General features: G+C 69.8%; 24 protein-coding genes and 2 pseudogenes. 13 read left to right on the top strand and 13 right to left on the bottom strand.

The window, feature by feature from the left end:
* The first annotated feature begins 150 nt into the window (after nt 1–150).
* Nucleotides 151–1,767, top strand: a complete 1,617-nt coding sequence (locus ACRAWC_RS16325; protein ID WP_431348665.1) for a glucoamylase family protein — start codon at nt 151–153, stop codon at nt 1,765–1,767.
* A 57-nt stretch (nt 1,768–1,824) separates the two neighbouring features.
* Here ACRAWC_RS16325 and ACRAWC_RS16320 read toward each other — a convergent pair whose 3' ends face one another.
* Nucleotides 1,825–2,277 carry a hypothetical protein gene (locus ACRAWC_RS16320; protein WP_431348664.1) on the bottom strand — a complete coding sequence of 151 codons (453 nt, stop codon included), beginning with the start codon at nt 2,275–2,277 and terminating at the stop codon, nt 1,825–1,827.
* Nucleotides 2,278–2,447: 170 nt separating this feature from the next.
* Between ACRAWC_RS16320 and ACRAWC_RS16315 the strand changes: the two genes are divergently transcribed.
* Genes ACRAWC_RS16315 through ACRAWC_RS16305 form a run of 3 tightly spaced genes read left to right on the top strand, consistent with a single transcriptional unit; the run spans nt 2,448 to nt 4,022 of the window.
* Entirely contained in the window at nt 2,448–2,960 is a 513-nt protein-coding gene (locus ACRAWC_RS16315; RefSeq protein WP_431348663.1) for a histidine phosphatase family protein, read from the top strand.
* The gene (locus tag ACRAWC_RS16310; protein WP_431349468.1) at nt 2,885–3,166 is read left to right on the top strand and encodes a histidine phosphatase family protein; all 282 of its coding nucleotides are present in this window, start codon (nt 2,885–2,887) and stop codon (nt 3,164–3,166) included. Before ACRAWC_RS16315 ends, ACRAWC_RS16310 begins: the two co-directional genes overlap by 76 nt.
* Nucleotides 3,153–4,022, top strand: coding sequence for an NAD(P)H-hydrate dehydratase (locus ACRAWC_RS16305; RefSeq protein WP_431348662.1), 870 nt, complete (start codon nt 3,153–3,155; stop codon nt 4,020–4,022). The genes ACRAWC_RS16310 and ACRAWC_RS16305 overlap by 14 nt, the downstream gene beginning before the upstream one ends.
* A gap of 13 nt (nt 4,023–4,035) precedes the next feature.
* Here ACRAWC_RS16305 and ACRAWC_RS16300 read toward each other — a convergent pair whose 3' ends face one another.
* The 8 genes and pseudogenes from ACRAWC_RS16300 to ACRAWC_RS16265 all read right to left on the bottom strand — a co-directional run bounded on the left by ACRAWC_RS16300 (nt 4,036) and on the right by ACRAWC_RS16265 (nt 12,633).
* On the bottom strand, nt 4,036–6,048 hold the full coding sequence (locus tag ACRAWC_RS16300) for a beta-galactosidase (protein WP_431348661.1): 2,013 nt from the start codon (nt 6,046–6,048) through the stop codon (nt 4,036–4,038).
* Nucleotides 6,045–6,983 (bottom strand): carbohydrate ABC transporter permease, encoded by a 939-nt coding sequence (locus tag ACRAWC_RS16295; protein ID WP_431348660.1) that lies wholly within the window; start codon nt 6,981–6,983, stop codon nt 6,045–6,047. The genes ACRAWC_RS16300 and ACRAWC_RS16295 overlap by 4 nt, the downstream gene beginning before the upstream one ends.
* The gene (locus ACRAWC_RS16290) at nt 6,976–7,926 is read right to left on the bottom strand and encodes a carbohydrate ABC transporter permease (protein ID WP_431348659.1); all 951 of its coding nucleotides are present in this window, start codon (nt 7,924–7,926) and stop codon (nt 6,976–6,978) included. Before ACRAWC_RS16290 ends, ACRAWC_RS16295 begins: the two co-directional genes overlap by 8 nt.
* A gap of 74 nt (nt 7,927–8,000) precedes the next feature.
* Nucleotides 8,001–9,038 carry an ABC transporter substrate-binding protein gene (locus ACRAWC_RS16285; protein WP_431348658.1) on the bottom strand — a complete coding sequence of 346 codons (1,038 nt, stop codon included), beginning with the start codon at nt 9,036–9,038 and terminating at the stop codon, nt 8,001–8,003.
* The gene (locus ACRAWC_RS16280) at nt 8,981–9,358 is read right to left on the bottom strand and encodes a hypothetical protein (protein ID WP_431348657.1); all 378 of its coding nucleotides are present in this window, start codon (nt 9,356–9,358) and stop codon (nt 8,981–8,983) included. Before ACRAWC_RS16280 ends, ACRAWC_RS16285 begins: the two co-directional genes overlap by 58 nt.
* A gap of 43 nt (nt 9,359–9,401) precedes the next feature.
* Nucleotides 9,402–10,274, bottom strand: coding sequence for a beta-galactosidase trimerization domain-containing protein (locus tag ACRAWC_RS16275; protein ID WP_431349467.1), 873 nt, complete (start codon nt 10,272–10,274; stop codon nt 9,402–9,404).
* A gap of 102 nt (nt 10,275–10,376) precedes the next feature.
* Nucleotides 10,377–11,404: pseudogene (locus tag ACRAWC_RS16270) on the bottom strand (beta-galactosidase); the annotation flags it as partial.
* A 227-nt stretch (nt 11,405–11,631) separates the two neighbouring features.
* Nucleotides 11,632–12,633 carry a LacI family DNA-binding transcriptional regulator gene (locus tag ACRAWC_RS16265; RefSeq protein ID WP_431348656.1) on the bottom strand — a complete coding sequence of 334 codons (1,002 nt, stop codon included), beginning with the start codon at nt 12,631–12,633 and terminating at the stop codon, nt 11,632–11,634.
* A 64-nt stretch (nt 12,634–12,697) separates the two neighbouring features.
* On the opposite strand from ACRAWC_RS16265, the gene ACRAWC_RS16260 reads away from it, so the two are divergent.
* The gene (locus tag ACRAWC_RS16260) at nt 12,698–12,925 is read left to right on the top strand and encodes an RNA-binding S4 domain-containing protein (protein ID WP_431348655.1); all 228 of its coding nucleotides are present in this window, start codon (nt 12,698–12,700) and stop codon (nt 12,923–12,925) included.
* A gap of 48 nt (nt 12,926–12,973) precedes the next feature.
* A complete protein-coding gene (locus tag ACRAWC_RS16255; RefSeq protein WP_431348654.1) occupies nt 12,974–13,228 on the top strand; it encodes a Smr/MutS family protein in 255 nt (84 codons plus the stop codon).
* Between the two features lie 42 nt (nt 13,229–13,270).
* Here ACRAWC_RS16255 and ACRAWC_RS16250 read toward each other — a convergent pair whose 3' ends face one another.
* Nucleotides 13,271–14,344, bottom strand: a complete 1,074-nt coding sequence (locus ACRAWC_RS16250) for an alkene reductase (protein WP_431348653.1) — start codon at nt 14,342–14,344, stop codon at nt 13,271–13,273.
* A 93-nt stretch (nt 14,345–14,437) separates the two neighbouring features.
* Nucleotides 14,438–16,132 (bottom strand): SulP family inorganic anion transporter, encoded by a 1,695-nt coding sequence (locus tag ACRAWC_RS16245; RefSeq protein ID WP_431349466.1) that lies wholly within the window; start codon nt 16,130–16,132, stop codon nt 14,438–14,440.
* Nucleotides 16,133–16,405: 273 nt separating this feature from the next.
* On the opposite strand from ACRAWC_RS16245, the gene ACRAWC_RS16240 reads away from it, so the two are divergent.
* From ACRAWC_RS16240 to ACRAWC_RS16230, 3 genes are read left to right on the top strand one after another with little or no spacing between them, the layout of a single operon-like run.
* A complete protein-coding gene (locus ACRAWC_RS16240) occupies nt 16,406–17,041 on the top strand; it encodes a DUF1269 domain-containing protein (RefSeq protein ID WP_431348652.1) in 636 nt (211 codons plus the stop codon).
* 29 nt (nt 17,042–17,070) lie between these two features.
* Nucleotides 17,071–18,711 (top strand): ABC1 kinase family protein, encoded by a 1,641-nt coding sequence (locus tag ACRAWC_RS16235; protein WP_431348651.1) that lies wholly within the window; start codon nt 17,071–17,073, stop codon nt 18,709–18,711.
* 51 nt (nt 18,712–18,762) lie between these two features.
* Nucleotides 18,763–19,806 (top strand): alpha/beta hydrolase, encoded by a 1,044-nt coding sequence (locus tag ACRAWC_RS16230; RefSeq protein ID WP_431348650.1) that lies wholly within the window; start codon nt 18,763–18,765, stop codon nt 19,804–19,806.
* A gap of 33 nt (nt 19,807–19,839) precedes the next feature.
* Here the strand turns inward: ACRAWC_RS16230 and ACRAWC_RS16225 are convergent, their stop codons facing one another.
* Nucleotides 19,840–20,304 (bottom strand): pyridoxamine 5'-phosphate oxidase family protein, encoded by a 465-nt coding sequence (locus ACRAWC_RS16225; protein WP_431348649.1) that lies wholly within the window; start codon nt 20,302–20,304, stop codon nt 19,840–19,842.
* Between the two features lie 57 nt (nt 20,305–20,361).
* Nucleotides 20,362–20,535 (bottom strand): hypothetical protein, encoded by a 174-nt coding sequence (locus ACRAWC_RS16220; RefSeq protein WP_431348648.1) that lies wholly within the window; start codon nt 20,533–20,535, stop codon nt 20,362–20,364.
* A 217-nt stretch (nt 20,536–20,752) separates the two neighbouring features.
* Between ACRAWC_RS16220 and ACRAWC_RS16215 the strand changes: the two are divergent.
* The 4 genes and pseudogenes from ACRAWC_RS16215 to ACRAWC_RS16200 form a co-directional block, all read left to right on the top strand.
* Nucleotides 20,753–22,035 (top strand): annotated as a pseudogene (locus ACRAWC_RS16215) (AMP-binding protein); the annotation flags it as partial.
* Between the two features lie 42 nt (nt 22,036–22,077).
* A complete protein-coding gene (locus ACRAWC_RS16210) occupies nt 22,078–22,557 on the top strand; it encodes an AMP-binding enzyme (RefSeq protein WP_431349465.1) in 480 nt (159 codons plus the stop codon).
* Nucleotides 22,554–23,600, top strand: coding sequence for a pyruvate dehydrogenase (acetyl-transferring) E1 component subunit alpha (pdhA, locus tag ACRAWC_RS16205; protein WP_431348647.1), 1,047 nt, complete (start codon nt 22,554–22,556; stop codon nt 23,598–23,600). Before ACRAWC_RS16210 ends, pdhA begins: the two co-directional genes overlap by 4 nt.
* Nucleotides 23,597–24,574 carry an alpha-ketoacid dehydrogenase subunit beta gene (locus ACRAWC_RS16200; protein ID WP_431348646.1) on the top strand — a complete coding sequence of 326 codons (978 nt, stop codon included), beginning with the start codon at nt 23,597–23,599 and terminating at the stop codon, nt 24,572–24,574. The genes pdhA and ACRAWC_RS16200 overlap by 4 nt, the downstream gene beginning before the upstream one ends.
* Nucleotides 24,575–24,581 lie beyond the last annotated feature (7 nt).

Raw genomic sequence — 24,581 nt, 5'->3', positions numbered from 1 at the left:
CCGGGAGGCGCTGGCACAGCATCCGAACTGCCATCCGCAGGGTCTTGCGCGATCGAATGTATGCGCATACGGTGCGCGGGGTGATCGCTCCACGGGAGTGCGTTCCCGCGCGAGCAGTTGTCGACGAAGACACGAAACGGAGACTGTCCCATGACCAGACCCCAACCGCCGCGGCGTTCACGCCGCACCACCGCGATCGTGAGGGCCGGCGCGGCAGCCGTCCTCGCCGTCGCCTCCCTCGCGACCGCTCAGACGGCGTTCGCCACCGGCACGCCGGGCGACCAGAGCCAGAACGCCAACGGCATGCAGGGCATGAGCGCGCAGCCGCCGCTCACCGCCGCCCAGAAGGCGAGCCTCCTCCAGGTCGCGAAGGACACCTGGACGTTCTTCCAGAACGACACCGACCCCGTCACCCATCTCCCGCTCGACAACCTCGGGCCGGGGACCACGAAGGGCCAGTACACCTCCGCCGCGAACATCGGCACCTACCTGGAGGGCGTGGTCTCCGCCGGCGATCTGGGAATCATCAAACGGCCGCAGGAGCGCGCCCTGATCTCGTCCACGCTCGACACGGTGGCCACGCTGAAGCGCTCGCACGGCTTCCTGTTCCAGTGGTATGACACCACGAACGGGCACGCCATCCTGAACCCCGGCGCGGCCGACTGCTCCACCGAGACGACGCCGAAGCAGGACAACTGCTCGTTCCTCTCCGCGGTCGACAACGGCTGGTACGCGTCCGGCCTGCTGGTCGCGCGCCAGGCGCTCCCCGAGCTCCGCACGCAGATCGACGCGCTCATCGCCCCGATGGACTTCTCGATCTTCTACGACGACCGGGCGCAGACCGCGTGCAACACCAACCCGGCCATCGCGGGCAACCAGCCCACCGGTCAGATGTACGGCGGCTACTACGCCGGCCAGGGGCCGGCCGGCTACCACAACGGCGCGCTCTACAGCGACCCGCGCATCGCGATGTACATCGGGATGGGCCTCCACCAGATGCCCGGCGACGTCTGGTGGCGCACCTGGCGCACCCTCCCGCCGAAGCAGTGTGCGACGGATCCGGACTTCTCCTGGCAGGGCCAGTGGCCGGTCGGCGGGGACTGGCAGAAGTACACCGACCCGCAGAGCGGCAAGGTCTTCAACGTCTGGGAGGGCCACTACACCTATCCCGGCACATCGATGACCTTCCTGCCGACCTGGGGCGGCGGCATGTTCGAGGCGATGCTCGCCAACGAGATCGTCCCGGAGACCACCTGGGGCCAGAACGGCTTCGGACTGGCGGACGTGAGGACGGCGCAGGTGCAGGAGAAGTACGCCACTCAGACCCTCGGCTACCCGGTCTGGGGCATGTCCCCGTCGAGCACCGCCGACGACACCGGCGGTTACGGCATCTACGGCGCGACGGGTCAGAAGTTCCCGGCCGGCCAGGCGCTCGCCCAGTGCCCGGGCTGCTCGACGGAGGACGTCGTCACTCCGCACGCCTCCTTCACGACGCTCGGCGTGCTCCCGCAGGACGCGTACGCGAACATCCAGAAGCTGCGCACACTCTACCCGGGCATCTACACCCAGGACGGCGGCTTCTACGACGCGGTCAACCCGGCGACCGGCCAGATCGGCCACCGCCGCCTGGTGCTCGACCAGTCGATGATCATGATGTCCATCGACAACGCCCTCCAGAACGGCGCCCTCCGCCGGCACTTCGCCGACGACCCCGCGTCGTGGGCGGCGAAGACGTATCTGGGGATGGAGACGATGACGCTGAAGTAGGGGAAGGATGCGAACGGCGCCCGGGCACCTCGGTGTCCGGGCGCCGCCCGCGTGTAATCAGTCGACGCGCTCGTTCCGCGCCGTCGCGACGGCGCCGGCACGGAGCAGTGCGCTCGCACCCACCACCACGTACAGTGCCGCGGCCGCCACGAACCCGGCCGACATCAGGAACGACAGCCAGCCGCTCCCGGTGAACATCGTCGCGACCCCGGCGAGGAACGTCAGGAGGATCACGACGAACGCCCACAGCGCAGCGCGCGGGGCGACGCCTTCGCGACGGGCGGTCAGCCAGGCTCGCACCGCGACGACGATCAGCCCGATGCCCACGAGCGCGTGCAGGCCGAGGACGACACCGGCGATCACGCGGGCGGCGCCCACGTTCTCCTCCGGGCTCCCGATGAGGTTCGCCGCCATCCCGAGCAGGAACTGGACGGCGAGCGCGCTCAACGCCTCGCGGGATCGGCGGACGACGTCCGCGGGAGAAGCGGGAGGGGTGGGCGCGGCGGACATGGGGTCCCTTTCACTCGACGGATCGCAACGTTCGGGCCCATCCTCGTCCGGCGCGGGATCGTCGTCATCCGGCCGGCGGAGTAGCTGCGCCTACTCTCCGGGGAGTAGCGGGACCCGCGTCGGCGCAGACCCCTCGGTGCCCCCGCCACCCCGCGCGTACACTCCCGGCCATGACCGCCGCGAAGATCCTGCTCGTCCGCCACGGTGAGAGCACCGCCAACGTCGCCGCCACGGCCGCGGAGGCGGCCGGCGAGGAGGTGATCGACGTCGGCGCACGTGACGCCGACGTCCCGCTCTCCGAACTGGGCGAGCGGCAGGCCGCCGCCCTCCGTCCGCGTCTCGCGGCCGAGCTCGGAGCCGATCGCCGTGGAGCACTGGTGTGGAGTTCGCCCTACCGGCGTGCGGTGAGCACGGCCCGGCTCGCGCTGGACGGCGACGCGTTCGTCGTCGACGAGCGCCTCCGCGACCGCGAGCTCGGCATCCTGGACGCCCTCACCCGACACGGCGTCGACACGCGTCTGCCGCAGGAGGCGGCCCGGCGCCGCTGGCTCGGCACGTTCTACTACCGGCCCCCGGCGGAGAGGCGTGGACGGATGTCGCGCTCCGGCTGCGCTCGTTCGCCCGGGAGCTCCCGGCCGCCGACCGTCGTCCCGTGCTGGTCTTCACGCACGACGCCGTCGTGAGCCTCTTCCTCTATGTCCTGCTGGGCTGGACCGAGCAGGAGCTGAACGCGTACCTCCTCGACCGCGTGGTCGGCAACGCCACCGTGACCACCCTTGTGGCGGACGGCGGCGGCTGGCGGGTGGAGGCCTTCGCGGACGACGCACACCTGATCGCGGCGGGCCTTCCCGCCACCGAACATCCCGGAGCGGCCCATGTCACCGAGTGAGCCCTCGCGTCGCCGCGTCGACGCTGCGCTGCTGCGCAGCTGGCCGCTCCCGGCACCGGGGACCTCGAAGAAGTCGCGCGGCGACGTCGTCGTGGTCGGCGGGGCGGCACGGTCGCCCGGCGGCGCGCTGCTCGCCGGCCGCGCGGCCCTGCGCGTGGGCGCCGGCAGGCTCACCCTGGCGATCGCGTCGTCCGTTGCGGTCGAGGTGGCCGTCGCCTTCCCGGAGTGCGGCGTCGTGCCCCTGCGCGAGACCGGACGGGCCCGGATCCGGGGCTCGGCCCTCGCGGCAGCCGCCTCCGACGTGCGCCAGGCCGACGCCGTGCTGCTGGGGCCCGGCCTCGATGACATCGGGGAGACCCGGGAGATGCTGGGGAAGCTGACCCGCCTCGTGACGCGGGAGAGCACCGTCGTGCTCGACGCCTTCGCTCTCGGAGCGCTGTCCGGCCGCCGCGTCCCGACGCGCAACACCATCCTGACCCCGAACAAGGACGAGGCCGCGCTGCTGCTCGGCCGCCGGCTGCGCGACGACCAGAGCGACATCGTCGAGATCGCGCGGCGCTATCGGGCGGTCGTCACCTGCCACAACGTGGTCGCAGCCCCGGACGGACGGGTTTTCCTCGTCGAAGGCGGCGGACCGGGTCTCGGGACGTCGGGCAGCGGGGACGCCTTGGCGGGCGCGATCGCCGGTCTCGCCGCACGCGGGTGCGCCCCCGAGCAGGCAGCGGTGTGGGGGACCTTCCTGCACCAGGCGGCCGGCGCCTCCCTCGCCCGCTCGATCGCCCCTCTGGGCTTCCTGGCCTCCGAGATCGTCGACCGCTTCCCGTACGAGCTCGCCGTGGTGGAACGCACGCCGTGAGCCCGGGCGCGACTCACTCCACGATCAGCGCCACCCCCTGCGCCGCGAGCCTCAGCCCCGTCGCCGGCGCCCCGCTGAGCAGGTCGGTCCCCGCCAGCTCGAGCGTCACCGGCTCCAGAGAGTGGTTGATCGCCGCGAGCACGTCGCCGCGCCGGACGAACTCCACCCCCGCGACCGTCGGCAGCCGGTCGACCGCCGCCGAGGTCAGGACCGCGTCGAGGAGCCTCGCGAGCGGCGCCGGGTCGAGGCGCGTGGCGACGTACCAGGCGGCGCCCTCCCCGCGGCGATGCCGGGTGAGCGCCGGGTGGCCGTCGAGGGCGCCTCCGTCGAACACGGCCTCGACGTCCGCGGTCTCCACCCGCACGTACTCGGCCCAGCGTGACGCCTCCGCGGCTCCTCCGATCAACTCGCCCCGTACGCGCAGCGCGGGCGGCTCGCCACCGCCGAGGGCGGCGAGATCGGGCGCGGCGGGAGGCGCGAACTCTTCGATCCAGACACCGAGCGTGTCGCGGAGCGGGCCGAGGTAGCCGCCCGTCCGGACATGGAGGTCCGGGTCGAGGATGCCGGTGAGGAAGCCGACGACGAGGGTGCCGCCCCCGGCCGCGTAACGGTCGAGAGCGGCGAGCTGCCCGTCGCTCGCCACGAACAGCGCCGGCACGACCGCCGCGCGGTAGCCGGCGAGGTCGTCCGTCGCGCGCGCGAAGTCGACCGTCGCCCCGGATGCGGCGAGCGCCGCGTACCAGGAGAAGACCTCCTCCAGGTAGCTCGTCCGAGCCGGCGACGCCTCTTGTTCGACCGCCCACCACGAGTCCCAGTCGAACACGATCGCGACCTGCGCCGGCACGGCCGCGCCGAGCAGACCGGGCGCCACGGACAGGGTCGCCAGCTCGCGCCCGAGCTGCTCCACCTCGCGGAACACGCGAGTGTCCGTCCCGCCGTGCGGCAGCATGCCCGAGTGGAACTTCTCCGCCCCGGCCACGGCTTGCCGCCACTGGAAGAAGAGGATTCCGTCGGCGCCGCGCGCGATGCTCTGATACGACCACGCGCGCATCTGGCCGGGGAGCTTGGCGGCGTTGCGCTCGCGCCAGTTGACCGCGCCGGGCGACTGCTCCATCAGCAGCCAGGGCTCACCGCCGCCCAGCGAGCGCATCAGATCGCGCTGCATCGCGGCGTACATCGGCGAGCGCGGATCGGCCGGGTCGGGATAGGAGTCGTCGGACACGACATCCACCTCCCGCGCCCACGCCCAGTAGTCGACCGGCTTGAAGAAGCCCATGAAGTTCGTCGTCACCGGCAGGCCCGACCGCGACCGGATGATCGACTTCTCCATCCGGAAGCAGTCGAGCAGTTCGTCCGAGCCGAACCGGTCGAAGTCGAGCAGCTGGGTCAGGTTCATGAACGTGGGTGCCGCGCGCGGCGGCAGGATCTCGTCGAACGACGCGTAGTGCTGCGACCAGAACGCGGTCCCCCACGCCTCGTTGAGCGCCTCGATCGTCGTGTACTTCGCCTCCAGCCAGCCGCGGAAGGCGGCCGCCGACGCGTCGCAGTAGCAGCGGCTGACGTGACAGCCGTACTCGTTGTTGACGTGCCAGAGCTCGACCGCGGGATGGTCGGCGTAGCGGTCGACGATCGCCTCCACGAGCCGTGCGGCGTAGCGCCGGTAGACCGGCGAGCTCGGGCAGTACGCCTGCCGGCTGCCCGACGACAGCGTGACGCCGTCCGCGGTCACGGGCAGCAGCTCCGGATGCGCGACCGCCAGCCAGGGCGGCGGCGAGGCCGTGGCGGTCGCCAGGTCGACGCGCACCCCGCCTGCGTGCAGCAGGTCGAGCACCTCGTCCAGCCAGGCGAAGTCGAACTCGCCGTCGCGCGGCTCGATCCGCGCCCACGAGAAGATACCGACCGAGACCAGGTTCACCCCGGCCCGGTTCATCAGCTCGATGTCCTCCCGCCAGACCTCCGGGGCCCACTGCTCGGGGTTGTAGTCGCCGCCGTAGGCGAAGCCGCCCTTCAGCACCGCCCCGGTCACTCCTTCACGCTCCCGCTCGCGAGGCCCGTCGTCCAGTACCGCTGCAGGAAGAGGAAGGCGATGACCAAGGGGATGATCGACACGAGCGAGCCCGTGATGACGACCGAGAACAGCGCCTGCGAGCCGCCGCCGGCCGCGCTGGTGGCCTGCTGCTGGGCCAGGCCGACGGTGAGCGGGTAGAGCTGGGAACTGTTCAGCATGATCAGCGGCAGGAAGTAGTTGTTCCAGGTGCCGACCAGCGCGAACAGGAACACCGTGACGATGCCGGGGGCCAGCAGACGGAGGCCGACCTGCCAGAAGATCCGGGCCTCTCCCGCACCGTCCACCCGGCCCGCCTCGATCATCGAGTCGGGGATGGCGTCGGCCGCGTAGACCCGCATCAGGAAGACGCCGAACGGGCTCACCAGCGATGGCACGATCACGGCGGCCGGAGTGTTCGTGATCCCGATCTGGCTGAACATCAGGTACGTCGGCAGCGCCAGCGCCGTCAGCGGGATCATGATCGCCCCGAGGACGACGCTGAACATCAGCACGGCGCCGGGGAACCGATACTTGGCGAACGCGTAGCCGGCCATGGTGGCCAGGAGCGAGGCCCCCGTCGCGCTCACCACGGCGTACACCAGAGTGTTGATCGCCCAGTGCGTGTAGATGCCGTTCTGCGTGGTGAAGACCGCGCCGATGTTCGAGAACAGCTCGAAGGTGTGCCCGAAGGCGAAGCCGAACGTGGTGAACAGGTCGCCGTTGCTCTTGGTGGAGGCGATGAACAGCCAGACGATCGGCAGCACGAAGTACAGGGCGCAGATCCAGAGCAGGACGGTGAGCAGCGTGCTGCGCTGCCGCTCCCGGTTGTACGCCTTCGCCCGGCCCCGGGTGCGGCTGCGCGGCCGGGCCGTCGTCGCCGTTGCGAGACTCGAGCGCGTCGCGGTCTCAGTCATTGCGCGCCTCCTTGCGCTGAGTGGTGAGCTGGACGACGTACGACACGATGGCGATCACGATCCCGAGCAGGAAGGCGATGGCGGCCGCATAGTTGACGTCCTGGTTCGTGAACGCGAGGTTGTACGCGTAGTAGTTCGGTGTGTAGCCGTTGTCGATCACGTTCGGCGCGATCGCGTGCAGCAGGCTCGGCTCGTTGAAGAGCTGGAAAGTGCCGATGATCGAGAAGATGACGGTGAGGATGATCGCCGGGCGGATGCCGGGGATCTTGATGCTCCACGCCACGCGCCACTGGCTGGCGCCATCGATCTCCGCGGCTTCGAACAGCTCGGCGGGGATCGACCGCAGGGCCGCGTACATGATGATCATGTTGTAGCCGACGAACGCCCAGGTGACGATGTTCATCATCGAGCCGAGCATGTTCTGGGCGTTGAGCAGGTCGGGCGCCGCGAGCCCGACGGCGCGGAAGGTCTGCGCGATCGGACCGAAGTCGTTGCCGTAGAGGTAGCCCCACATCAGCGTCGCGACGACGCCGGGCACCGCGAACGGCAGGAAGATCAGCAGCCGCAGGGCGATCGAGCCGCGCACCCGGCCGCTGTCCAGTGCGAGGGCGAAGAACAGCGAGAGTGCGAGCATGATCGGAACCTGGATGACCAGGAACAGGGCCATCCGGCCGAGGCCGGCGAGGAAATCCGGATCGGCGAAGGCGCGGACGTAGTTGGTGAACCAGGCGAATGTCTGGCCGCCGATGAGCTGCGTCGTGAACAGGCTCAGATAGCCGGAGTAGAACAGCGGCAGGAGCAGCATCACGACGAAGACGAGCATGAACGGCGCCACGAACAGATAGGCGGCGCGGTTCAGCCGCCGCTGGTTGGCGCTGCGCCGCGGTCGCGGTCTCGCGGTCCGCTGCGGGCGCACCCGTCCGGGTGCGACGGACTGGGTCATGGTGAACTCCCTTGTTCGATCCGGGGGCGGGCCTGCCGGCGGCGGGAGGTCGTCCTCCCGCCGCCGGCACGGCCTCACTTGTTGACGGAGAAGCCCTGCTGGGTGCCGTAGGCCACGAGCGCCTTCTGCCAGGCGTCCAGGCCGGCCGAGACGTCGCCCTTGGCCGCGAGCGCCTTGCCCACGGTCTCGGTGTAGCTCGAGTAGGCGTAGTCCATGTAGGGCAGCCAGTCGAACTTGGTGTCGACCGTGGTCGAGATGTTGGCGAAGAGCTCGTTGACCTTCTGGCCACCGTAGAACGCCGCCTGCTTGTCGACGAACTGCGGGTCCTTCAGGGTCGCGTTCGAGGTCGGGAACAGGAACTGCTTGTTCGCGAACATGAGCGTCGACTCCGGGTCGTTGTTGATGAACTTCGCCAGTTCGTACGCCGCGATCGGGTTCTTCGTCGTCTTCAGCACGGCGTCGGACGAGCCTCCCCAGTTGCCGGAGGCCGCCTTCACGCCGGGCGTCTGCGGCAGGTCGGCCGCGCGCCAGAGGCCCGAGGTCTTGGCCGCCGTGCCCTGCAGGAAGACCGGAGCCCACGCCGCGGTCAGCCAGCCGGCGTACTTGCCGTTGGCCAGACCCTGGTACCAGCTGTCGGTGAAGTCGGGGTCGGTCGAGACGTAGCCCTTCTGGATGAGGTCCTGCCAGTACGCGGCGACCTTCTTCGCCTCCGCGCTGTCGACGTCGACCTTCACCCCCTTCTTTCCGTCGTAGCCGAACGGCTTGACCCCGGCCTGCCACAGGAGTCCGAGCATCTGGCCGGCCTGACCGGACGCCAGGTTGGACATGTAGACGCCGGTCTTCTCCTTGACCGTCGCCGCGTCCGCCGCGTACTCGTCCCAGGTCTTCGGCGCGGTGGTGATGCCCGCCTTCGACAGGATGTCCTCGCGGTACAGGTTGCCCATCGGGCCGGAGTCCTGCGGGATGGCGTAGATGCCGTTGTTCTGCTTGACCTGGTTCCACACCCACGGCACGTACTGGCTGCCGAGGTCCGACGCGCCGTACGGCGTGAGGTTCAGCAGGCTGTCGGTGACGGTGAACGACGAGATGTACTGGAACTCGACCTGGGCCACGTCCGGAGCCCCTTGCCCGCCTTCAGTGCGGTGCGGAGCTTCTGATAGTGCGCAGCGCCCTGGCCCACGTTCTCGACGTCGACCTTGATCGCCGGGTACTTCTTCTCGAACAGCGCGACCTCGTTCTTGATGTCGGGGACCCAGGTCCAGAACGTGAGGTTCGTCGGCGTCTTCATCGCCTTGTCGATCTCCGCCTGCGATACGGGCTTGGTGCTGTCGGTCGACGCGCCGCCCCCTCCGGTGCAGCCGGTGAGTGCGAGTGCGACAGCCAGGAGGCCGGTACCCAGCGCCACTGCTGTTCTCGGTGCTTTCTTCCTCATGAGCGTTTCTCTTTCTCTTGGTTTCGGTTCCGTGCGATCCGTCTCACGCCTGCGAGCCGGGGACCTCGAACACGGCGACGCCGCGCGGTTCGAGGGTGAAGCGGGCTCCGGCGGCGAACCGCTCGCCGGACTCCACGTGGATGCTGTCGGCGGCCACCGTGACGGTGTGCCGGGTGCCCGACCAGTTGTGGACGAACGCCACCGTGCCGTCGCCGGCGCGGCCGGTGCTGACGGTGACCGGGCGCGCGGCCTCCCATGCCGTGGCCGCGGTCTCCGGCACCAGCCAGCGGGCGAGGCTGCGGGCGAGCGGCTCGTTCGGCACCGTGCCGACGTAGGTCACGCGTCCGGCGCCGAACGATGCGGTGGTGATCGCGGCCTCGGCGCCGAGCTCGGTCGGCCGGTAGGCGACGACGGTCTCGGCGCCGTCCGGGTTGAGGATGTCCACCCAGGCGGTGGCCTGCGAGCCGGCCTCCAGTTCGAAGCCCTCGGCCGCGGTCACGTCCAGGGGCTCGGCCAGGTTGCTGTACTCGTCGTACCAGACGCCCGCGGCGTCGTGCAGGCGGTCCGGCGCGACTCCCCGCCGCGCCCGGGCCAGCTCGTCGCCGTAGCCGGTGCGGATGCCGAGCACGAGATGGCCACCCGCCTCGGCGTAGGCGCGCAGAGCATCGAGCACCGCGTCGTCCGCGACGTATTCGGCCGCGGCGACCAGGACGGGGTACCGCTCCACCAGCTCGGCGGTCGGCTGCCCGAGGAACTGGCGGGTGTGCTGCACCCGCACTTGCGCGCCCGTCTCGCTGAAGCCGCGGTAGAACGAGTCGACGATGCGCGCGTAGGAGCGTCGGTCCGCGTCGCCGTCGTCGGTTGCGAGCGGCGGGTAGAACTCGAACGACCACTTCGTGTCGGTGGAGTGCAGCATCAGCACGTCCGCGTCCGGCTCGAACCCGTCGAGCGCGCCGCCGATGCGCTTCAGGCTGGCGCCCAGCTCTGCGACCTCCCTGTAGATGCGGCCGGGGACCTGACTGTGCGGGAGCACCCCGCCCCAGTAGGTCTCGACGCCGAAGTGGAGGGTGTGCCAGTGCCAGTACTCGACCATCCGCGATCCGCGGGCGACGAGGGCGAACGCGGCCTGCTTGATCTGGCCCGGGTACGGCGGCTGGTTCTGCCAGGGGCCGCCGATGGACTGCGCGTTCGTCTCCGTCACCAGGAAGCGCTCCTGCCGCGAGGAGTAGGCGCGGTCGCCCCACTGGAAGAGCGCCCACGGCCCGGTGTGCCACCAGTCCGCGCGCCGCGGCAGGTCGACGTCGGCCGAGAGGCCGTCCTGCATCAGGTAGTACGGGTTGCCCGCGGTCACGTCGAGAGTGGCGGCGAGCTGGTCGTCGGAGAGCTGGGGCCGGGAGTAGGAGATGCAGGTCGTGACGAACTGGTCGTCCCTGGCGTACTCGCGCACGATCTCCGCCTGCCAGGCGATCAGGTCCGTGGCCTGCTCACCCTGGAAGCGCCGCCACTCGAGCTGGTACTGCGGCATCAGATTGCCGCCGGGGCGCCAGAGCTCCGACCATTCGGCGATGCGGTGCGACCAGTAGACGAGCCCCCATTCCTCGTTGAGCCGCTCCACCGTGCCGTAACGGCCGCGCAGCCAGGCGACGAACGCCTGGAAGGTGCTCTCGTTGTGCGGCAGGTTGTTGCCCGGCTCGTTGTCCACCTGATAGCCGATCACCGCCGGGTGATCGGCGTAGCGGGCGACGATCTTGCGGATGATCCGCTCGGCGTACCAGCGGTAGGCCGGGACGGACTGGTCCATCTCCTGGCGTGCGCCCCAGCCGAGAGCGTGCCCCTGGCCGTCCACCGAGGCGATCTCCGGGTGCAGCGTCTGCAGCCACGGCGGGATGGCGTAGGTGGGCGTCCCCAGGATGACCGCGATCCCCGTGCATGCGCCCCGTCGAGCACCGGTTGGAGCCAGTCGAGGTCGAACTCGCCGTTGCGCGGCTCCCAGGTCGACCACACCGACTCGCCCACCCGGATGACGGTGAAGCCCGCCTCCACCATCAGGTCGAGGTCGCGGTCCAGCGTCCCCTCCTCCTGGTACTCCGCGTAGTAGGCGGCTCCGAAGAGCACACCGGGGAACGTGGGGTTCAGCGTCATCGTCGACCTTCCGCTTCGTCGCGTCTGTTCTCGACCTCCGGCAATGTGACCGGTCACTGTTGTCGACAACATTTTGTTGTGAGCAGCATACCCACACCCTCAGCGGTGGCACAACAGCCTTAACCGGACCGTTATGGTCGGGCGTTCGCCGGCCGCACGACCGCCGTCGATCCGCGCACGACGAGTTCGGGCAGACGGTACCGCGGAACCTCGTGGATGTCGCCGCCCTCGATCTTGGCGATGAGCATGTTCATCAGGTACGCGCCCTCCCCTCGAAGTCGAGCCGGATGGTCGACAGCGGGGAGATGGAAGCGGGACTCCGGCGAATCGTCCATGCCGATCACGCTGACATCGTCGGGGACCCGGACGCCGCGCTCGGCGAGCCCGTAGATCAACCCGATCGCCATGCTGTCGTTGGCCACCGCCACGGCCGTCACCTCCGGCGGCAGCTCGCGCGCGGCCCGGTACCCGGACTCCGCGGACCAGTCACCCTCGTACTCCCAGACCACCCGCAGGCCCCGCCTCGCCGCGACGTCGATGAAGCCCTCCCGCCGCTGATTCGCGGCGATCCACACGCGTGGGCCGTTGACGAAAGCGACGCGGGAGTGGCCGAGGTCGGCGAGGTGGTCCGCGGCGAGCGCGCCGGGGAGCGAGCGCGGGTTCAGGGCCGTGGACGAGAGTCCCTCCGCCGAATCCATCGCGATGGGGATGTCGACACCCCTGCCGGCGATCGCCGCGCGCACGACGTCGGTCTGCGCTGTGGCGAAGACGCCGGCGATCTGGTGCTCCATGATGACGTCGAGCGCCTCGTCGACGGACACTCCGTCCTCGCCGTCCATCGAAGCGATGTCGAGGACGAATCCCCGGCTCCTGGCCGCCGTGGTGGCGCCTGCCACGATCCGGCCCGGACCCGACAGCTCCATGCGGTGCGCCAGGATCCCGATGCGGTTGGACTGGCGGGACCGGAGCCACCGGGCCGCGCCGTTCGGGCGGTAGTTCAGCTCCTCCAGCGCGGCCTGCACCTTGGCGCGGGTCGTCGGGCGGATGCCCTCGAACCCGTTCAGATACCGGGTCACCGTCTGGTGGGACACGCCGGCCTGGCGAGCCACGTCGTAGATGGTGGCGCGCTTCATGAGACGAAGTCTAGCTACAGGCGGGGACACGCCCGGAGCAGGTGGGGTCGACTAACCTACGGGGATGACGAAAGAGTCGCGACCGGACGACATATCCATCGGCGGCGAGATGATCCGCCTCGGGCAGTTCCTGAAGTTCGCCGGGCTGCTCGACTCCGGCGGGAACGTGAAAGAGGCCATCATCGACGGCTTCGTGACCGTGAACGGCGAGGTCGACCGCCGGCGCGGACGCCAGCTTCAGATCGGCGACATCGTCGGTTTCGAGGGTCGCCTGGTGCGCGTCCGCCCGTGAGCGCCCGCGCACGGCGCTCCGCCGCTCTGCCGGGTGCAGGATGAGCACATGAAGCTGACGCTCGACCTGCACGACATCTACAACCGCGGCGGCGACATCGACCGAGCCCTTCGTGCGGTCATCGCGGATGCCGTCGCCAAGAAGGCCCCGCTGGTCGAGATCATCCCGGGGAAGGGGTCGGGCGCGCTCAAGAAGCGGGTGCTGCGCTTCCTCGACCAGCCGGAGATCAAGGCGCAGTACCACCGGGTCGAGAAGGACTCGAAGAACTTCGGCCGGGTGTTCGTGCACTTCCGGTGGAAGTAGCGCGCGTCGGCCGCCGCGGGCGGGAAGCGCCCGGCTCCCCGACTACGCGCTCAGGCGCGGGTAGTCCGTGTAGCCTTCGGCGCCGGCCCCGTAGAACGTCGCCGCGTTGGGCTCGTTCTCCGGGTGAGCACCCTTCCAGCGCTCCACCAGGTCCGGGTTCGCGATCGCGAGACGGCCGACGGCCACGGCGTCCGCGTGCGAGTCCTCGACCAGCGCGATCGCCTCGTCGCGCGTGGTGACCGAGCTGAAGCCGCTGTTCACGATGAACGGGCCGCCGAAGCGCTCGCGCAGGTCCTGGACGAGTGCGCCGGTGGGGTCGCTGTGCAGCACGCTCGCGTAGGCGAGGCCGAGCGGAGCGAGTCCGTCGACGACGGCCTCGTAGGTGGCGGTGGCGTCCGCGAGGTCCGTCTCGAAGACGTCCTGGATGTTGTGCATCGGCGACAGCCGGATGCCCACCCGCCCGGCGCCTACAGCCTCGGCGATCGCCGTCGTGACCTCGACGACGAAACGGGCACGCGCCTCCGGGGACCCGCCGTACCCGTCGTCGCGGACGTTGGACACCGGCGAGAGGAACTGGTGCAGCAGGTAGCCGTTGGCGCTGTGCACCTCCACCCCGTCGAGGCCGGCGGCGATGGCGTTCTCCGCCGCTGTGACGAACTCGTCGCGCACCGTGGCGAGCTCGTCGGTGGTCAGCGCGTGCGGCACCGGGAAGGGGACCTTGCCGGTGGTCGTGCGCGTCTCACCGTCGATCGCGACGGCGCTCGGGGCGACGGTGCGGTCCGTCCCGTTGATCAGCGGGTGCGAGACGCGGCCGCTGTGCATGAGCTGCATGACGATGCGGCCGCCCTTGGCGTGCACGGCGTCGGCGACCGCGCGCCAGCCGGCGATCTGCTCCTCCGTGACGATGCCCGGCTGGCCGGGGTACGCACGGGACTCGTGGCTCGGGTAGGTGCCCTCGGTGATGATCAGGCCCACGCTCGCCCGCTGCGCGTAGTGTTCCGCCACCAGCGGCCCCGGGATGCCGGCTTCACCCGAACGCGTGCGGGTGAGCGGCGCCATCACGACGCGGTTGGGAAGGTGGAGCTCGCCGAGCGAAACGGGAGAGAACAGATCCATCGAGGAATGCCTTTCGATTGACGGACACGTGCCAGGGTGGGCAGGCTGCACGGTCGGGCGCAGCCTCCTGGTCGAACGACGCTCGGGTCCGCGCTATTCCTTCTTCTGCTCGGCCTCGACCGCTCGGTGGATGTTGCCGTGGATGTGGTCCGCCCCGATGAGGTCGATCACGCCGTCGCGTTCGAGCACGGCGCGCGGCCCTGGTTTGAGCCGGGTGAGCCGGAGCTGAACGCCGGCGTCCCGGGCGAGAGTCACGGCGTCCGCCATCGAGGCCGCGCCCTGGGAGTCGATGAAGTTGATCCCGCCGCAGTCGAGCACGATCCCGCTCAGTTCCGGGTTCGCGTGAATCACCTCACGCAGGTGGTCTTCGAGCGCGTCGGCGGTGGCGAAGAACAGGCCGCCGTCGAACCGGACGACGGCCACGCCCGGAAGGATCTCATCGCCGGGGTTGGCGTCGACCTCTCGGAACACCTGCGTACCCCGTTCACGTCCGAGGGTCGGCATCTCCGGGCGCGTGGCCACGGCCACCAGCCAGAGCAGGGAGAGCGCGATCCCGATGATCACGCCGGCGAGCACGCCGAAGACCAGGGTTCCGAGCAGTGCGACGATCGCGATCCAGAAATCGACCTTCTTCACCCGGAAGAGCCGGCGCATCTCGGGGACGTCCATCATGCCGCTGACGACCGCCTCGATGATCAGCGCCCCGAGGACCGCCTTGGGCAGGATGGAGAACAGCGGCGCCAGGAGCAGGAGAGTCAGCAGCACGGTGACGCCCGACGTCAGGGACGCCAGCCCCGTCTTCGCGCCAGTGCGGTCGTTCAGCGAGCTCGCCGACAGACTGGTGGAGACCGGCATCCCCTGGAACAGGCCCGCGCCGATGTTGGCCGCGGACTGGGCGACGGACTCCTGGTCGATGTCGATCTGGTAGCGGTGTCTGGCCGCGAATGTGCGCGCGTCGCCTGCGGTCTGGGAGAAGCCGATCATGACCAGCGCCACGGCGGCCAGGGCGACGGTGCCCGCGTGCTCCCACAACTGCTGGCCGTCCGGGAACCGCGGCACCGGCAATCCCCTGGGCACGTCCCCGACCAGGGCCACACCCTTGGCGCCGAGGTCGAACAGCGCCGCCGCGAGCAGACCGCCGACGACGAGGACCAGGGCACCGGGCACCCGTGGGGCGATCGCCCGGAGGCCGAAGACGACCACGAGCGAGACGATCCCGACGAGCACCGTCGTCGGTTGCGCATCCTTCAGGGTGCCGAACCACGACCAGAGCTCCTGGATCGGGTTCGCACCGGCGGTCTCCGTCCCGGTCAGCTTCGGGAGTTCCCCGATCACCACGTCGATCGCGGCGCCGAAGAGGAAGCCGGTGACCACGGCCCGCGAGAGGAACTGCGCGATCCAGCCCATCCGGAAGACCGCGAGCACCAGGAACAGGATGCCCGAGGCGAGTGTGATGCCGGCGACGAACGAGGCGACCTCCTGCTCGCCGGTGATGCCCGCCGCGAGCACGGCGCTGGCCGCGACCGCCGCCAGACCCGAGCTCGGACCCATCGAGATCTGCCGGCTCGTCCCGAAGACCGCGTAGAGGATCGCACCGGCGGCCGCCGCGTACAGGCCGTTCTGCAAGGGCACGCCGGCGATGCCCGCGTACCCCAGATTCTTGGGGACGATGAGTGCGGCGACGGTCACCCCGGCGATCAGATCTCCGCGGAGCCAGGAACGCCGATAGGAGCGGAGTTGACCCACGATCGGTAGCCGGCTCGGACTGCGACCACCTGGCTTGGGCATCATCTCCTCCGAAAGGCGGAGCGTCGTTCGCTTCGCGTGGCCAGAAGGTACGACCGTCGCTGTGCGCGCGGCAAGTACGTTCTTCAGCCCTCACCCGGCACTGGTGCCGATGTGGCAAGTTGCTCCAGTCAGAGCATGAGCCACACCATGCCGATGAGGATGGACGGCGATCTCGTCGACGCCGCGCCCGGCTTCGCCACCGGCATAGCCGCGAGCGGAGCCCCTCCCTATACTTGCGGCCGAACGGCAGTCACCGCTCGTGAGGAGACCGACATGACCGATGAGACATCCACTCCCGCCGACGAGCCCGACGCGGCCGTCAGCGTGGAGGCGGCGGGCATCAGCGACGGCGCGTACACGCTGCTCGCCGCCGATTTCGCGGACACCGACATCGCGATGGAGGCGTACGAAGCACTCAAGAAGGTCGAGGACGGCGCGACGGTCAAGATCGACGGGGTCGTCGTCGTCAGACGGGAGGCGGGCGGCAGACTCGAAGTGCAGAAGGCCACCGACCACAGCACCCGCGAGGGCCTCACCTGGGGCGCTGTGGGCGGCGCGGTCCTGGGCGTGCTCTTCCCGCCCTCGATCATCGGCAGCGCCCTCGTGGTCGGCGCCGGCGGCGGCCTCATCGGCAAGCTGCGCGAGCGCCACCACAGGAAGGAGCTGGCGAAGGAGCTCGAGGACGCGATCGCGCCCGGCCACTCCGGCATCATCGCGCTCGTCTCCAACCCGGGCGAGGTCAAGATCCGCGAGGCGCTCGAGAAGGCCGACCGGATCGTCGAGAAGGCCGTCGACGATGCCGCCGCGGCGGACATCAAGGCAGCGGGCAAAGAGTCGGACAGCGCGACCGGCTCCGGTGGCGCGGCCGACGCATCCGAGCCCGGGAGCGACTCCGCCGACACGAAGTAGAACGGCGGGATCACCCCGAGAGTGAGCGAATGAGCAATCACTTGGGCCGATACGAGCAGGTCGGCGAAGTCCTCGCCCGCCACGGTCTCGGCTTCCTCGCCGAGGTCACGGGCGTCGGCCGCTGGTTCGGCAATCGCCGCGCGCCCGGGGCTGACCGCCGTGACCAGACGACGACACCGGTGCGCCTGCGCCTGGCGCTGGAAGATCTCGGGCCCACCTTCATCAAACTGGGCCAGCTCCTCTCGACCCGCTCCGACCTGTTGCCGCCGCCCTACCTCACCGAACTCTCGAAGCTTCAGGACGCAGCGCCTGCCGTCCCGGCCGCGGAGATCGTCGACGCGATCCGAGCGGAACTCGGCGCCGACGTGGAGGAGCTGTTCGCGGACTTCGACGTCGTCCCCCTCGCGTCCGCGTCGATCGGGCAGGCCCACGCCGCGCACTTGCACGACGGAACACCGGTGGTGGTCAAGGTGCGGCGACCGGGCGTCGTCGCCCAGATCGAGGAGGATCTGGAGATCGTGCAGAGCCTCGCCCGGCAAGCGAGCCGCCGGTGGGAGCGCGCTCGCGGCTACGACCTGGAGGGGATCGCCCAGGATTTCGCGATCAGCCTCCGGGCGGAGATGGACTACCTGCAGGAAGGGCGAAATGCGGAGCGGTTCGCCACGAACTTCAGTGCCGACCCGCACGTGCTGATCCCTCGCGTCATCTGGGAGACGACGACCTCCCGCGTGCTGACGCTCGAGCGCATGACGGGCATCAAGATCAACGACCTGGAGCGCCTCGATGCGGCCGGCATCGACCGCAAGGCGGTCGGCCGACGGGGTGCCGAAGTGGTGCTCACGATGATCTTCCACGATGGCTTCTTCCATGCGGATCCGCACCCGGGAAACCTCTTCGTCACACCCGACGGCAGCATCGCGCTGATCGACTTCGGCATGGTGGGCGAACTGAACGAGGAGCTGAAGGAGGAACTGGCCGACTTCCTGATCGGGTTCACACAGGCGAGTCCTCCGTTGCTCGCCTCCGCGCTGTACGCGCTCTCGGTCACCAAGGATGTCGACGACCGGCCACGGCTGGAACAGTCCCTGGCCGGATGGGTGTCCCAGTACGCCGGCCGACCGCTGAGCGAGGTCAGCTTCGCCCACCTCATCGGCCAGTTGCTCGCCATGCTCCGCGAGCATCACCTCCAACTCCCGCGACACATGGCGCTGCTGTTCAAGGTGCTGATCATGGTCGAGGGCCTGGGTGTCCGGCTGGATCATGATTTCGCAATGGGGGAAGTGCTCACCCCGTACGCACGCCGCCTGGTGGAGGACCGCGTCTCCGTCACGGCGACCGCTCAGCGACTGCTGCGCGCGTCCGGCGACGCGGCCGAACTCTTCATCGAGCTTCCTCGACGGCTGCGTCGAATCGTCGAGACCCTGGACACGTCGGGGATCCAGATCCATGTGCGCGCGGCCGAGTTGGAGCCCCTCGTCGGGCGCGCCGAGCGGATCGGGAACCGACTGGTCGCCGGAATGGTCGTCGCCGCACTCATCAACGGAATCGGCGATCTCGTCGTCGGCGAGCGCAAGGGGCGGTCCTGGGTGAGCGTGCTGATGACCGCGGGCCTGAGCACTGTCGGAACGCTCATCGGCTACCTCTTGTGGACCGGCCGGCGCCGCCACTGACAGGCCGCTCGCCACCGGCGGATGAGGTCCGAGGGGCGCTACGGTGAGTCCATGAGCCGCGTCCGCGCCGAGGAGTTGTCACGCCGGCCGACCCCGGGTCTCGGTCGCCTCCTCTTCGGTTCGGCCGTCGTGCTGCTCTGCGCGCGAATCGTGGCCGGCCTGGTCACGTGGTCGCCGTGGCCGTCCGCTCTCGTCATCCGCAGAGTCTTCAACAGGGGCGCTGCCGAAATGGTGACGGAGATGCAGCAGCAGATGCCCACGTCCGGGATCGCCGGCACGACCGGTCTCCGCTACGCGCCCGGCTCGCCCGACACGACATTCGATATTTTCCGGCCGGACACTGCGGACGCGCCTTTGCCGGCCGTCGTCTGGATCCACGGCGGCGCCTGGATCTCCGGGTCGGCCGCCGACGTCGCCCCGTACCTGCGCATCCTCGCGGAACACGGCTACACCACGGTCGGCCTGAACTACACCGTCGGGCCGGAAGCGACCTATCCGACGGCTGTGCGCCAGCTCAACGACGCCCTCGGGTACCTCGCCGGGAACGCCGCGAGCCTGGGCATCGACCCGACCCGGATCGTCCTCGCGGGCGACTCCGCCGGGGCGCAGCTCGCCAGCCAGCTCGCCGCTCTCACCACCAACCCGGAGTACTCACGCCTCCTGGGAATCGAGCCTGCGCTCCACGCGTCACAGCTGTCCGGTGTCATTCTGAACTGCGGAGTCTACGATCTCGACGCCCTCGCCGATCTGACGGGGATCACCGGATGGGGTTTCCGGACCGCGCTCTGGTCCTATGCCGGCACCAAAGAGTGGTCGCAGACAGACGTCGGCACCACGATGTCGACCATCCGGCACATCACGGCGGACTTCCCGCCCACCTACATCTCGGGCGGCAACGGCGACGGCCTCACCCGCACGCAATCCCTCCCGCTGGCTGCGGCCCTCGCGGCGAAGGGTGTCGACGTGACGGAACTGTTCTGGCCCTCATCGCTCGAACCGGCGCTGCCGCACGAGTACCAGTTCCACCTGCGCCGGCCCGAGGCGCGACAAGCGCTCACGGCGACCATGGACTTCCTTGCCGCGCACACGATGTGATCGTGCGTACTCCCCCACTCGGCGGGGGCGACTTCATTCGGGCATCACGTCCTTTCGCGTGGCGTGAAGGTGCCGGGAGATCCGCCGACCAGTGACGCTGTCTGGATGGATGGCGACGTACACGTAGGTCTCGGTCGGCGCCCAGTCCGGCCAGGACAGCTGCTCGACGGCCCGGATCCGGGCCGGGTCGTGCAGGACTCGGGCCGTCCCGCGAACGGAGATGCTCCAGGCATCTTCGCCGTCGCGCTCGTCCACCTCGAAAGCGACAGCGGGATTGGCGGTCAGGTGCCGGAGCTTGGTCCCATCCGCCGTGCGGAACACCACCTCGCGCTCCGTCACCGCATAATCGACGGGGTAGATCTCGGGCTGGTTCGCGGCGCTCAGTCCGACACGTCCGAACGAATGCGTCTCCAGGAGCGCCCAGCAACTGTCTTCCCCCAGCACCGTCGCAGGTCCCTGCGGGGACCAGATGTCCTCGTCCCGATTCACGGCATTCATGATCATTTACCTCCGATCCCGGTCTCCGCCCTCCCGCGCCCAGGACGAGAGCCGTCTTCAGTTGGGCGCGATGCCGAAAATGGCGAGGATCGCATGGATCTGCGACGCGAACATCGTCGACACGATCATCAGCGCTCCCCACGCCAACGCGAACAGCATGACCGCCCAGGCGACGGTCACGGCCGCCAGCTCCAGGAACGCGCCGGGGTGCGCCGGCCGCCGGGCGCTCACCGCGTGACCATCTTCGTGTTCATGGTGCAACGCTGGGACTTCCCCTGTTTCATCAGGAGGGGCGAAAGTCCCGCCGTTCCCTCTCGGACCGCAGTCTTCCCGGGGTGAACGGGAGCCGCGCGAGCATCCGCGCGCCAGGGCGAGGCACATTCCCACCGCGGGTCTCACGGGTCCTTCGGCCCTTCCCGCGGCCGGCCGCCCGGACTTGGCTGACCGCATGACAACGCTGAGCGGCACCGTACGCCGGCCCACGATCCACAAGGATCCGAGCGCGCTGCGTGTGACCCCGAACCTGGTGGATTACGAGGCCGCCTGCCGATCCTTCAGCTGGGAGCAGGCGCGCCAGGCGCTGACCGGGTTGCCGGGCGGCGGCCTGAACATCGCGTACGAGGCCGTCGATCGGCATGCTGCGGGCCCTGACGCCACCAAGGACGCTCTGCGTTTCGTCCACGCCGACGGGACGGTCGACGCTGTGACCTACGCCGGACTCGCGGAGCGGACCGACCGCTTCGCGAGCGTGCTGCGCGCGCTCGGGGTCGGGCGCGGCGAGCGCGTGTTCTCGCTGCTCGGCCGCCGTCCCGAGCTCTACGTCTGCGTGCTCGGGACGTTGAAGAACGCCAGTGTGTTCTGCCCGCTCTTCTCCGCGTTCGGGCCGGAGCCGGTGCGGCAGCGCATGCAGCTCGGCAACGCTCGCGTACTCGTCACCACGCGTGCGTTCTACACCAAGAAGGTCGCGCCGATCCGTTCCGAGCTCCCGACGCTGGAGCACGTGCTGCTCGTCGACGCCGAGGTCGGCGCCGGGCTACCGGATGGCACCCTCGATCTCGCCCGCCTGATGCGAGACGCACCGCCCTCCGCACCGATCGTGCCGACCGCTGACGACGACATGGCCCTGCTGCATTTCACGAGCGGCACGACGGGGCTGCCGAAGGGGCGGTGCACGTGCACGAGGCGGTGGTCGCCCACGCCTCCACCGGGCTCTACGCTCTCGACCTGCATCCCGACGACGTGTTCTGGTGCACGGCGGACCCCGGTTGGGTGACGGGCATGTCGTACGGCGTCATCGCGCCGCTCGTTCACGGTGTGACGACGATCGTCGACGAAGAGGAACTGGACGCGGACCGCTGGTACGGCATCCTCGAACAGCAGAAGGTCTCGGTCTGGTACACCGCCCCCACCGCGCTGCGGATGCTCATGAAAGCCGGGACCGACCGTGTGGCGGCGCACGACCTGTCGGCGCTCCGGTTCATCGCGAGCGTCGGTGAGCCTCTGAACCCCGAGGTGGTGGTCTGGGGCGTCAGCGCGTTCGGAATGCCGATCCACGACAACTGGTGGCAGACCGAGACCGGCGGCATCATGATCGCGAACTTCGCCGCGATGGATGTCCGGCCCGGCTCGATGGGGCGCCCACTTCCGGGAGTGACCGCCGCCCTCGTGCGCCGGGACGACCACGGTGCTGCGCTGGTGCAGGACGGCGAGGCCGTGCTGGTGACGGAGGCGGACAGTGTGGGAGAACTCGCCCTGCGGCCGGGCTGGCCCTCGATGTTCCGCGGTTACCTGGGCGAGCCGGAGCGCTACGCACGGTGCTTCGTCGGGGGCTGGTACCTCACCGGCGACCTCGCGACGCGGGATGCGGACGGCTACTTCTGGTTCGTCGGCCGCGGCGACGACGTGATCAAATCCTCCGGCCATCTGATCGGCCCGTTCGAGGTCGAGAGCTCCCTCATGGAGCATCCGGCCGTCGCCGAGGCAGCCGTCATCGGCATCCCCGACCCGGTCGCGGGCGAGCTCGTGAAGGCGTTCGTCGAACTGCGTCCGGGCTGGGAGCGCAGCGATGCGCTGAGGCTGGAGCTGATCGGGTTCGCACGCAAGCGGCTCGGACCCGCGGTGGCTCCGCGCGAACTCGATTTCGCCGAGGCGCTGCCGCGGACCCGGAGCGGCAAGATCCTCAGGCGCCTGCTCAAAGCCCGCGAGCTGGGCCTCCCCGAAGGCGACACATCGACAGTCGAGGCACCACGATGACCACCTCCCGAACGAGCCGGAGCAACCGGACCGCACGCGCCACCGGAGCGGCCGCGCCTGCGTCGTCCCCGGGGAATCCGGGTGACGCACTCGGCCGCCGCCTCCTGAAGGACATGCTCCGGGTCCGACGCCTCGAGGAGAAGTGCGTCGAACTCTACAGCGCCGCCAAGATCCGCGGCTTCATGCACGTCTACATCGGCGAGGAGGCCGTGGCGGCCGGAGTACTGGCGACGCTCGATCCCGAGGACGGCGTGGTGGCCACCTACCGCGAGCACGGTCATGCGCTCCTGAAGGGTGTCACCGCCCGGGCGATCCTCGCCGAGATGTACGGACACGTCGAAGGATGCTGTCTCGGCCGCGGCGGCTCGATGCACCTGTTCGACGCCGCGACGCGCTTCTTCGGCGGCAACGCGATCGTCGCCGGCGGCCTCCCGCTCGCCGTCGGGCTCGCACTGGCCGACAAGCTGGCCGGACGCTCTCGCGTCACCGCGTGCTTCTTCGGCGAGGGCGCCGTCGCGGAGGGCGAGTTCCACGAGGCGCTGAACCTGGCCGCACTCTGGCAGCTGCCGGTGCTGTTCTGCTGCGAGAACAACCTCTACGCGATGGGCACGGCACTCGACCGCTCCGAGTCCCAGACCGACATCGCGCTCAAAGCCGCCGCCTACGAGATCCCCGCCTGGCCCGTCGACGGGATGGACGCCCTCGCGGTCGAGGAGACCGCCCGGCGCGCGGTCGACGCCGTGCGCTCCGGCGGAGGGCCGCACTTCCTCGAACTGCGCACGTACCGCTTCCGAGCGCACTCGATGTACGACCCGGAACTCTACCGCGACAAGTCCGAGGTGGAGGCGTGGATGACGCACGACCCGGTCGACGCGCTGCGCTCCCGGCTCACAGCGTCCGGTGCGTTCTCCGACGACGACTGGGCTGCCTTGGAGGAGGAGGTCGCCGCCGACATCGACGACGCTGTCGCCTTCGCGGAGGCCGGGACGCCCGAGCCCGTCGCCGAGCTCACGCGCTTCGTGTACAGCGAGGCCACCTCGTGAAGACGACCTACCGCGAGGCCATGCGCGCAGCCATCCGCGAATCCCTCCAGCGCGACGACCGCGTCTTCCTCATGGGCGAGGACGTCGGCAAGTACGGGGGCTGCTTCGCGGTGAGTCTCGGCCTCCTGGACGAATTCGGACCGGACCGGATCCGCGACACCCCGCTGTCGGAGTCCGGGTTCGTCGGGGCGGGCATCGGCGCGGCCCTCGGCGGAATGCGGCCCATCGTCGAGATCATGACGGTCAACTTCAGCCTGCTGGCGCTGGACCAGATCGTGAACAACGCAGCGAGCATCCTGCACATGTCGGGCGGCCAGTTCAACGTGCCGATCGTGTTCCGGATGACCACCGGCGCCGGCCGCCAACTGGCCGCACAGCACTCCCACAGTCTCGAAGGCTGGTACGCGCACATCCCGGGGCTGCGCATCCTCACCCCGGCGACGCTGGAGGACGCCCGCGGGATGCTGTGGACGGCGCTCCAGAACCCCGACCCGGTGCTGATCTTCGAGCACGGGTCGCTGTACCCGCGGAGCGGAGAGCTCGCCGACGACGCCGGCGCGGTCGACATCGTCAGCGCCGCGGTCCGGCGGCCCGGCTCCGACGTCTCCCTCATCACCTACGGCGGCACTCTGCCGATGGTCCTCGAGGCGGCGGACCGGCTGGCCGCCGACGGCATCGACGCGGAAGTGATCGACCTCCGGACGCTGCGGCCGCTCGACGAGGAGGCGATCCTCGCCAGCGTGACGAAGACGCACCGTGCCGTCGTGATCGACGAAGGCTGGCGCAGCGGAAGCATCTCGGCGGAGGTGAGCGCCCGGATCACCGAGCACGCGTTCTACGAACTGGACGCGCCCGTCGGGCGTGTCTGCAGCGCCGAGGTCCCCACACCGTACGCGCACGATCTCGAGCAGGCGGCACTGCCGTCGGCCGACCGGGTCGTCGCCGCCGCACGCGAGGCGGTGGGCCGTGGGTGACTTCCTG

It is taken from the genome of Leifsonia sp. L25 (genome assembly GCF_050632895.1).
This window is presented reverse-complemented; position numbering and strand designations above follow the sequence as displayed.